The organism is Candidatus Cryosericum odellii, assembly GCF_003570935.1.
GTDB lineage: Bacteria > Caldisericota > Caldisericia > Cryosericales > Cryosericaceae > Cryosericum > Cryosericum odellii.
In genome coordinates this window covers 1-8,855 of record NZ_QXIU01000169.1, presented here as the reverse complement: position 1 = coordinate 8,855, position 8,855 = coordinate 1, and the positions used below count along the sequence as shown (strand labels likewise).

5 protein-coding genes are annotated in these 8,855 nt (G+C 59.2%); all 5 read right to left on the bottom strand.

Going from position 1 to position 8,855, the window contains the following annotated elements; translation table 11 throughout:
- Positions 1–542, bottom strand: a 542-nt coding sequence (locus SMC5_RS10455) for an amidohydrolase family protein (RefSeq protein WP_407079765.1), incomplete at its 3' end; no start/stop codon positions are given.
- 26 nt (positions 543–568) lie between these two features.
- Positions 569–1,462, bottom strand: a complete 894-nt coding sequence (gene ftcD / locus SMC5_RS07030; RefSeq protein WP_119120141.1) for a glutamate formimidoyltransferase — start codon at positions 1,460–1,462, stop codon at positions 569–571.
- 241 nt (positions 1,463–1,703) lie between these two features.
- Entirely contained in the window at positions 1,704–4,007 is a 2,304-nt protein-coding gene (locus tag SMC5_RS07025) for an ice-binding family protein (protein WP_165846303.1), read from the bottom strand.
- Between the two features lie 403 nt (positions 4,008–4,410).
- On the bottom strand, positions 4,411–6,138 hold the full coding sequence (locus SMC5_RS10735) for an ice-binding family protein (RefSeq protein ID WP_165849008.1): 1,728 nt from the start codon (positions 6,136–6,138) through the stop codon (positions 4,411–4,413).
- A 362-nt stretch (positions 6,139–6,500) separates the two neighbouring features.
- Positions 6,501–8,855, bottom strand: a 2,355-nt coding sequence (gene uvrA, locus SMC5_RS06995; RefSeq protein WP_119120138.1) for an excinuclease ABC subunit UvrA, incomplete at its 5' end; no start/stop codon positions are given.

The following is an 8,855-nucleotide window of genomic DNA, read 5'->3' as shown; positions in this document are numbered from 1 at the left end:
AGGATGTCGGTCTCAAGCGCGACTTCCTTGATGACGCGCAGGAGCTTGATCTCCTCCTCGGTGTTCAGCCCATAGCCGCTCTTGATCTCCGCTGTAGTCGACCCATAGCGCGACAGCTTGAAGATGTTGTGTTTGAGCGCATCCCGCAGCTTCTCTTCACTGGCCATGCGCGTGGCCCGGACCGTCTTCACGATGCCGCCGCCCCCGGCCTGAACCTCGGCATACGTCTTGCCCTGCAGGCGCATGAGGAACTCATCCTCGCGCGTGCCGGCGAAGATGGCATGGGTGTGAGAATCGACGAACCCAGGACAGACCACCTTGTTCTCGGCATCGATGATCATCGTCTGCGGGCCCACGACATAGGAACCGCCGTCCTTGAGACCAACGTAGAGGATCTTCTTGTCCTTGACGGCGACCTCGCCACGCTTGATGATGCCCAGGTCTCCCACGGCAGGCGCAACGATCGGATCGTCCACCCCCTTCATTGTAAGCAGCTCACCAATATTCCGGATAACCAGGTCTGCAATGATCGGTTGTGCCATGACGTTCTCCCCCCGTGCTTTTGACACTATTCGTAGATTCGTGTTTCGACCAGGGCGTCCCTGCTCAGCCCCGGCAACTGAAGATAGTAGGATGCCACGTCCATGAACGCCTGCGCCGGAGCCAGGCCGATGAGTTCGCTGTTGACGATGCCGACGCCGTAGCGCGCGGCCTCCATCCTGACCAGCTCAAACACCCGATACAGCGGTGTGGTGGCAAAGTTGAGGATGTTCATCGACACCTGCGCCCTCTGCTTGTCTTCAAGGAAGAGGCCCTTGGCCTGCACATTCATAAGACCGCCCGACGACTCGCGCATGCTCTTGGCGATATGCTTAGCAATTGTGACGTCGCTGGTGTCCAGGTCGATGTTGTACGCAATCAGAAAGTTGCGCGCGCCCACGGCGACACATCCGGCAGTCGGATGACGTTCCACAGGACCAAAATCCGGTTGCCATGCTGGGTCCTTGATCTTCTCCGCGAAGCCCTCGAACTCCCCTTCACGGATGGCAGGCAGCGTGCGACGCTGTGGTACCGTCGCGGACTCCGCATACAGGTACACGGGCACGTTCAGCTCCTGACCGATACGCTTGCCGACCTGCTCTGCAATCTCGCAGCATTCCGCCATCGTGACGCCGCCAACAGGAATGAACGGGATGACGTCCACGGCGCCCATACGAGGGTGTTCGCCGTGATGGTGCGTCAGATCGATGCTTGCGATTGCCGCCTTGGCCACGTCGAATGCTGCTTCGGCGACCGCCTGGGGCTCACCTGCCAACGTGATGACGGTCCGGTTGTGATTGGGGTCGGACGACAGATCCAGCAGTCTCGCTCCCGGTCGTTCGATGACGCCGGCAATGGTCTTGATCTTGTCCGTGTCCCTGCCTTCGCTGATGTTGGGAACACACTCTATGACCTTGTTCACGTCACACCCCCGCTCACGTCAAAGGACTGCGAATATGGTTCCTCATTAGTATATCGGTTTCACCGAGCGCCGCAAGGAAATAGGGCCATTTGGAGCCTGCAATGCTGCATTCACGTCTCACACCAGTTCTCCATGAAGGGGCTCGTCCCCTTGACAGACGAAGGCCCCGGCCAACAGAAAGGCCCCGGCGGTTGTCCGCCGGGGCCTCATGTCTACTGCTGTGTTCTGCTGCAGTCAGGGTCTATGGTACGAGCTTGATGGTGATGACCACGGTGACCTTTCGGGCAGCAGGGGCAGTTCCATCCGGGAGCAGACCATCGACAGGGACAATGGCGGTCAGGACATCTCCCACCTTATGGATGGTGACGGGCGACGTGCCGTCAGAGAACAGAGGAACCGTCTTTGACTTGAGGACGATGTTGCGGTTGAGGCGGTTTACCTGTTCCACCGTATGGGGGGTCGAGGCTTCGAGGATGTAGAGGTACGCCCAGTGGTTGGTAGCAACATCCGGCCAAACGATGCTTCCACCCAGTCCGGTTACCTGCGAAGAGTTGCTGATCTCACGACCGAGTGCGCGGTCGGCGATTGCTGTGAACTCTGAACGAAGGATATGGGCGTCTGGTTTGTATGTTCCGTCCGGATACCCGGTGATGAGCCCGTACTTCTGCATGGACTCGATGTATCCAAGTGCCCAGTGGGTTGCAGGGACGTCCTTGAAGGAGGAGACTGTCAAGTTGGAGAATGGTGCGACCTTCAGCATCCGCAGGAAGACAGCAGCTGCCTCGGCGCGGGTAATGAACGCATCAGGCCTGAACGTTCCTGAAACGTCGCCGATCATGATACCTTCGTCTTTCATGATCTGGATATTCCCTGATGACCAGTGGGTCGCAGAGACGTCCGGGTAGGAAGGCTTGGTGTCGGACCAGCCGAGTCCAAGAGCACGGGTCACCGCTGCGGCGACTTCTGCCCTTGAGACGTTACGTTCCGGCTTGAACAGTCCATCTGGGTAGCCGATGAAGAACGTGTGGTGGTAGACCTCTCCGGGTACGCTGCAGATGACGGCTTTCAGTGTTTGTGAGATAGAGTCCATTTTTCCGGTGGAATCGGTGACTGTGACGCTAATCGGATATGAACCCTCAGCTGCGTACAGGTGACGAACGACCAGTCGGCTGTCCGTCGATGAGCCGGTAACCACTGGTGTCCCGTCACCGAAGTTGACCGTCCAGGTGAACGGGGCCGAGCCTTTGGTCCAGCTTTCATCGAGCACGATCTCGCTTTCGCGGCAGATCTGGAGCGGAAGAGTAAGTGGATTGAGTCCAAGCACCACCGTGGGCGCAGGAGCAGGTGGAGCAGGTGGAGCAGGTGGAGCAGGTGAAGCAGGTGGAGCAGGTGGAGCGGGTGGAGCGGGTGGAGCGGGCGTAGGAGCTGTGACCATCGCGCTGGCCGTGTTGTTGGTGAGATTCGAGTCCGTCTGTGCCCCTGTGACGGCAGCAGTGTTCGTGATCACTCCTTCCTGGGTGACGGTCGCGGTGATGCTCAGGCCGGCGCTTGCGCCGTTCGCCAGCGAGCCGATGGTCCAGACGCCTCCGGCATCCGTTCCGATCGAAGGTATCGAGGTCACCAGCGTCAGGCCTGCTGGAAGCACGTCGCTGACACTGACACCTGTGGCATCCGAGGGTCCGTTGTTCGTGACGGTAAGGGTGTAGGTGACATTGCTGTCCAAACCTGGCGTGGCATTGTCGACCGTCTTGGTGATGGCGAGGTCGGCAACGACTGGCGCAGGAGTCAAAATGTCACTGCCAAGGAGCGTAACTTCCTTCTGTGAGAGCAGTTTGCCGTTAATCGAGGCGCCGGTTTGCATCGCAATGGTGGAGAAACCCAATATATTTCCCTCAAAGTGTGAACCCGCATGAAGGGTCACAACATCGCCAACCTGCCAGAAGATGTTCTTGGCCTGGGCGCCGCCTTTCAGAAGAACCTGCATATCGGTGGCAATATCGAGAGTTCCCGCTATCTGGAAAATCCAGACATCATCTGGGCCACCTTCAAGGGTGACACCCGTTGGTATGGTAACACCCGTGCTCCATGTGTAGACGCCCGCGGGGAGGGTGGTAGCCGGGAGTATAGTTCCTGCGCCCGGCACGGAAAGACCGCCCGTCCGCCCACCGGCGTCGGTGTACGCGGCCTCCATGGCACTTACAGCCGTGGTCAGTTTAGCTGGGGTAGGATCTGCATAGTCGGCTGCGTATAGCTTGCCAGGTGCGACCACGTAAGTTGATGTCGAAAATGTATTCGAGGGATCCATTGTTTCTGAAAATCCAGTCAGGCCAGTGCGGTCAATTGGACTCACTCCAATATCTCCAGTCACGTGGGTGGCCCCACTGGTTGAGATTCCTGATTTTGCCAGAATCACGAAATCACCCGCCCTTCCAAGATCTACTGGTGCTGGACTGGCCGCCCTTGCCTCGGGCACAGGTGCGAAGACACCGGTGCACAGAGACAGGACGAGACATACTGCGATGAAAACTGGTAGAGCCTTTCTCATATCGTATTCCTCCCCTTTTGGATGAACTGTCAGCGCCGTGGAACCCAGTCCACGCAAGCTTCGGATAAACAGAACATGCAGACGACTATCGAATGTTCCCAGCCATGGAAGACCTACCGCAGATTCTGGACAACTGAAGTGGGATGGGCCCCGTGACGAACAGGAACACTCCACTAAACCTTCGGTCTTTGCTTGCCATGTATAACCTCCTTCACGAAGCATGCGATGAAGCGGTTCCCGTTCAGCAGTTGACAATACTCTACAGCAAGTATGGAACCCGCAACAATAAAGTCAAGAGTCTCATGCGGGCGACTCAGGACCTCATCCCCCTGGCAGACAAACACCCCGGCGGTTGTCCGCCGGGGCCTCATCATTACCTGCTGTGTTCTGCTGCAATCAGTATCTACGGTTTGAGCTTATTGGTGATGACCACGGTGACCTTCCGGGCGGCAGGGACAGACCCATTCGGGCGCAAACCATCAACAGGGACAATAGCGGTCAGGACATCTCCCGCCTTGTGGATGGTGACAATTGACGTGCCGTCAGAGAAGAGCGGGATCGTCTTCGTCTTCAGGACGATGGTGCGGTTGAGTTTGACTGCGTTTGCCACCGTATGGGGGGTCGAGGCTTCGAGGATGTAGAGGTACGCCCAGTGGCTGGCAGGAACATCCGGCCAACGAATGTCTTTACTCAGTCCGGTGACCTGTGAAGAGTTACCGATCTCACGGCCAAGTGTACGGTCGGCGATTGCGGTGAACTCTGAACGAAGGATATTGACGGTGGGCTTGTATGTCCCATCCGGATACCCGGCGATATACCCGTTCTTCTGCATGGCCTCAATGTATCCAGCTGCCCAGTTGGTGACAGGGACGTCCTTGAAGGAGGAGGCCGTCAGGTTCTGGATCGGTGCGACCTTGAGCATCCGCAGGAGGGCAGCTACTGCCTCGGCACGGGTGATAGGCGCATCAGGTCTGAACGTTCCTGAGGTGTCGCCGAGCATGATGCCTTCGTCTTTCATGATCTGGATGTACCCTGATGCCCAGTAAGTCGCAGAGACGTCCGGGTAGGAAGGCTTGGTGTTGGACCAGCCGAGCCCAAGAGCACGGGTCAGTGCTGCAGCGACTTCTGCCCTGGAGACGTTCCGTTCCGGCTTGAACGTCCCGTCTGGATAGCCGATGAAGAACGTCTGATGATACACCATGTTGGTGGGCGCAGGAACTGGTGCGGGAGTAGGCTTGGGAGTTGGCACAGGAGCAGGAGCAGGAGCTGGCGTAGGAGTGGGTGCGGGAGCTGGCGTAGGAGTGGGTGCGGGAGCTGGAGCTGGTGCGGGTGCAGGAGCTGGAGCTGGTGCGGGTGCAGGAGCTGCCGCAGAAGCTGAAACGGTGCTGGCATCAAGCGTCACTGCGGTTTGTGCGAGTGCTCTGCCGTTCAGCGTTGCGCCGGTGTTCAGCACAATCGCTGTTTGATCCAATATATTTCCATTGAAGACAGATGTCGTTCCAAGTGTCGTCTGGCCGGCGACCTGCCAGAAGATGTTGGCAGCCTGTGCTCCGCCGCTCAGATTAACATGGATACCGTTGCTCAAGTCGAGAGTTTGTGCTATCTGGAAAATCCAGACATCATTTGCACCGCCCGCGAGGGTGACATCCGTTGGTATGGTAACCCCGGTGCTCCATTTGTAGACGCCAGGGGCAAGGGTCATTCCGCCAATATTTCCAGCACCCAGTTCGACAACAGGAGCAGGCGCTGTCACTCCGGCAGCAGCAGTGTATGCGGTTTCCATGTCGCTTACAGCCGTAGACATGTTAGCTGGAGTAGGCGGAGTATAGTCGGCCGCATATGCTTTTCCAGTCACCAGAGCTGATGTCGCAAATGTATTCGAGCTATCCATTGTCAATCCAAATCCGGTCATACCGGTCGCGGTGATTGGACTCACTCCAATATCTCCAGTCACGTGGGTGGTCCCAGTGGTTGAGATTCCTGATTTTGCCAGGATCACAAAATTACCCGCCGTTCCAAGATTTACTGCTGCTGGACTGGCTGCCCTTGCCTCGGGCACAGGTGCGAAGACACCGGTGAACATGGACATAAGCAAGGATAGTGCAACAAGCGTCGCGAGAACTCTCCTCATGCGTTGCTCCTCTCTAGCATATGCCGCCAGCATCGAGGATGACGGCGACGCGTGTGGACATCAGCCCACACAGACTTTGATGTGACCGGAACCTCCACCAAACCAGTCCCCGTCCTGCAGTTGAAAATACTCTACAGCAAGTATGGAACCCGCAACAATAATGTCAAGAGGCTCATGCAGGCGACTCGAAATCGCGTTCACATGCTGTCGCCATTGATGCTCTTACCTCTCTACTATGATATCCCAGTTAGTGCCAAAAGGTTGCAGAGGGCGAGAACAGAAAAGGCCCCAGGAGAGGGGCACGCTGGGAACGACAGGGGAGGGACAAGGATGGACAAGATGGATTCCCGCCCGGCGCAGCGCTAACGTTGAGCTCGCAGGACCTTGGGCGCCAGGAACTGCCCCGTCAGCGAATCCGGGTTGCGGGCGATCTGCTCGGGCGTACCGGTCGCGATGATGCGCCCGCCCTTGTCACCACCCTCGGGACCCAAGTCGATGACCCAGTCGGCGTTCTTGATAATGTCCAGGTTGTGCTCGATGACGATGACCGTGTTGCCCTTGTTGGTCAGCTCCTGGAGGACACCCACGAGTTTTTCGACGTCGGCGAAGTGCAGGCCGGTCGTCGGCTCGTCGAGGATGTACAGGGTCCTTCCTGCGGTCCGCTTGCCCAGCTCGGCAGCCAGCTTGATGCGCTGGGCCTCACCGCCCGACAGGGTCACGGCGCTCTGCCCAAGGCGGATATACCCGAGCCCGACGGCGTCCAGCAGCTTCAGCATGTGCTTCAGGCGTGCATGCGCCTCGAAGAAGTGCAGGGCCTCCTCGACCGACATCTCCAGCACGTCGGCGATGGACTTGCCCTTGTAGCGGACCTCCAGTGTCTCGGAGTTGAAGCGCGCCCCGTGGCACACCTCGCAGGGCACGTAGACGTCCGGCAGAAACTGCATCTCGACCTTGATGAACCCGTTGCCCTCGCAGGCCTCGCAGCGGCCACCCTTCACGTTGAAACTGAACCGGCCGGGCTGGTACCCGCGCACCTTCGCCTCGGGCATGCGCGCGAAGACCTCGCGGATGGGCGTGAACAGCCCCGTATAGGTGGCGGGGTTGCTGCGCGGCGTGCGCCCGATGGCCCCTTGGTCGACCACGATGACACGGTCGATGTATCCGACACCCGTCAGTTTCTCATAGTGGCCTGGCTGGTCCTTGGCGTGATACAACTCGCGTGCCAGCCCCTTGTACAGGCAGTCGTTGATAAGGGTCGACTTGCCCGAGCCGGAGACGCCGGTGATACAAGTGAACATGTGTAGAGGGATGTCTGCGTCGATGTTCTTGAGGTTGTGCTCTGTCGCGCCCGTGATGACCAGGTGCTCGCCGTTGGGCGTGCGCCTCGTCGTGGGCAGCGGAACGGACAGCTTGCCCGTCAGGTACTGCCCCGTCAACGACGTCGGCTCGGCGATGATGTCCGCCAGGCTGCCCGCGGCCACGATGCGTCCACCATGTTCGCCGGCCCCCGGGCCTACGTCGACCAGGTAGTCCGCGGTACGGATGGTCTCCTCGTCGTGCTCCACGATGACCAGCGTGTTCCCCAGGTCGCGCAGTTCACGCAGGGTACTCAGGAGGCGCTCGTTGTCACGCGGATGCAGGCCGATGGACGGCTCGTCCAGTACGTAGAGGACGCCAACCAGCTTGCTGCCCACCTGCGTCGCGAGGCGCAGCCGCTGTGCTTCGCCGCCGGCCAGTGTCGCCGACGCACGCGAGAGGGTCAGGTACCCCAGGCCCACGTCCAGGATGAACTTCAGCCGTTCGTTGATCTCGCGCAGGACCTGCTTGGCAATGGTACGCTGCGTCTCCGTCATGGTTCCCGGCAACTGCGCAACAAACTGCGACGCCTGGTCGACCGACATGTCGGTGACCTCGCTGATGTTGAGACCAGCCAGCTTGACAGCCAGCGCCTCGGGCTTCAGACGCCTGCCGTGACAGGTCGGGCAGTCCTTCTGCAGCATGAAGCGCTCATACTCCTCCTTCATCGCGTCCGAGGTCGTCTCTTCATACCTGCGTGCCAGGAGGTTGATGAGCCCTTCCCAGTGGAACTTGTAGACGTGGTCGAGCCCTGCGCCGTCCTCCCAGTGCACCGGGATGCGTTCCTTGTCGCCATGCAGGACGATCTCCATGGCGCCCGGCGGCAGGTCCCGCACCTTCTGGTCCGGGTCGTACCCGCGGAAGCGGAGCGCCTGCACGACGAAATCCTTGCTGAAGGTCGACGCGGCAAGGAAGCCGGGGATCTGGATGGCCCCCTCGGCCAGCGACTTGTCGCGGTCGACAATCATGTCGATGTCCGGCTCCAGCTGGAAACCGAGACCCGTACACGTTGGACACGCACCGTAGGGCGAGTTGAACGAGAAGAGACGCGGCTCGATCTCCTGGATGCTGTAGCCGCAGATGGGACAGGCAAAGGTACTCGAGAAGAAGTCCAGCTTGCCCGTCGCCAGGTCCAGGACCTTGAGGACGCTGTTCCCTTCCTTGAGCGCCAGTTCCACCGAGTCGAACAGACGCGTGCGTTCGTCCGCCGTGACCAGCAGCTTGTCCACGATGAGCTCGATGGTGTGCTTGCGCTTCTTGTCGATGTTCGGGATCGGGTCGTCGACACTGTACTCCGTACCGTCGACACGGTAGCTCTCGAATCCCTTGCGCTGGACATCCTCGATGAGCTTGCGGTACTC

What these genes read in the sequence shown, in the direction of transcription:
- SMC5_RS10735 (WP_165849008.1), bottom strand. Translation starts at nt 6,138, where the DNA reads ATGAGGAGAGTTCTCGCGACGCTTGTTGCACTATCCTTGCTTATGTCC.
- SMC5_RS07025 (WP_165846303.1), bottom strand. Translation starts at nt 4,007, where the DNA reads ATGAGAAAGGCTCTACCAGTTTTCATCGCAGTATGTCTCGTCCTGTCT.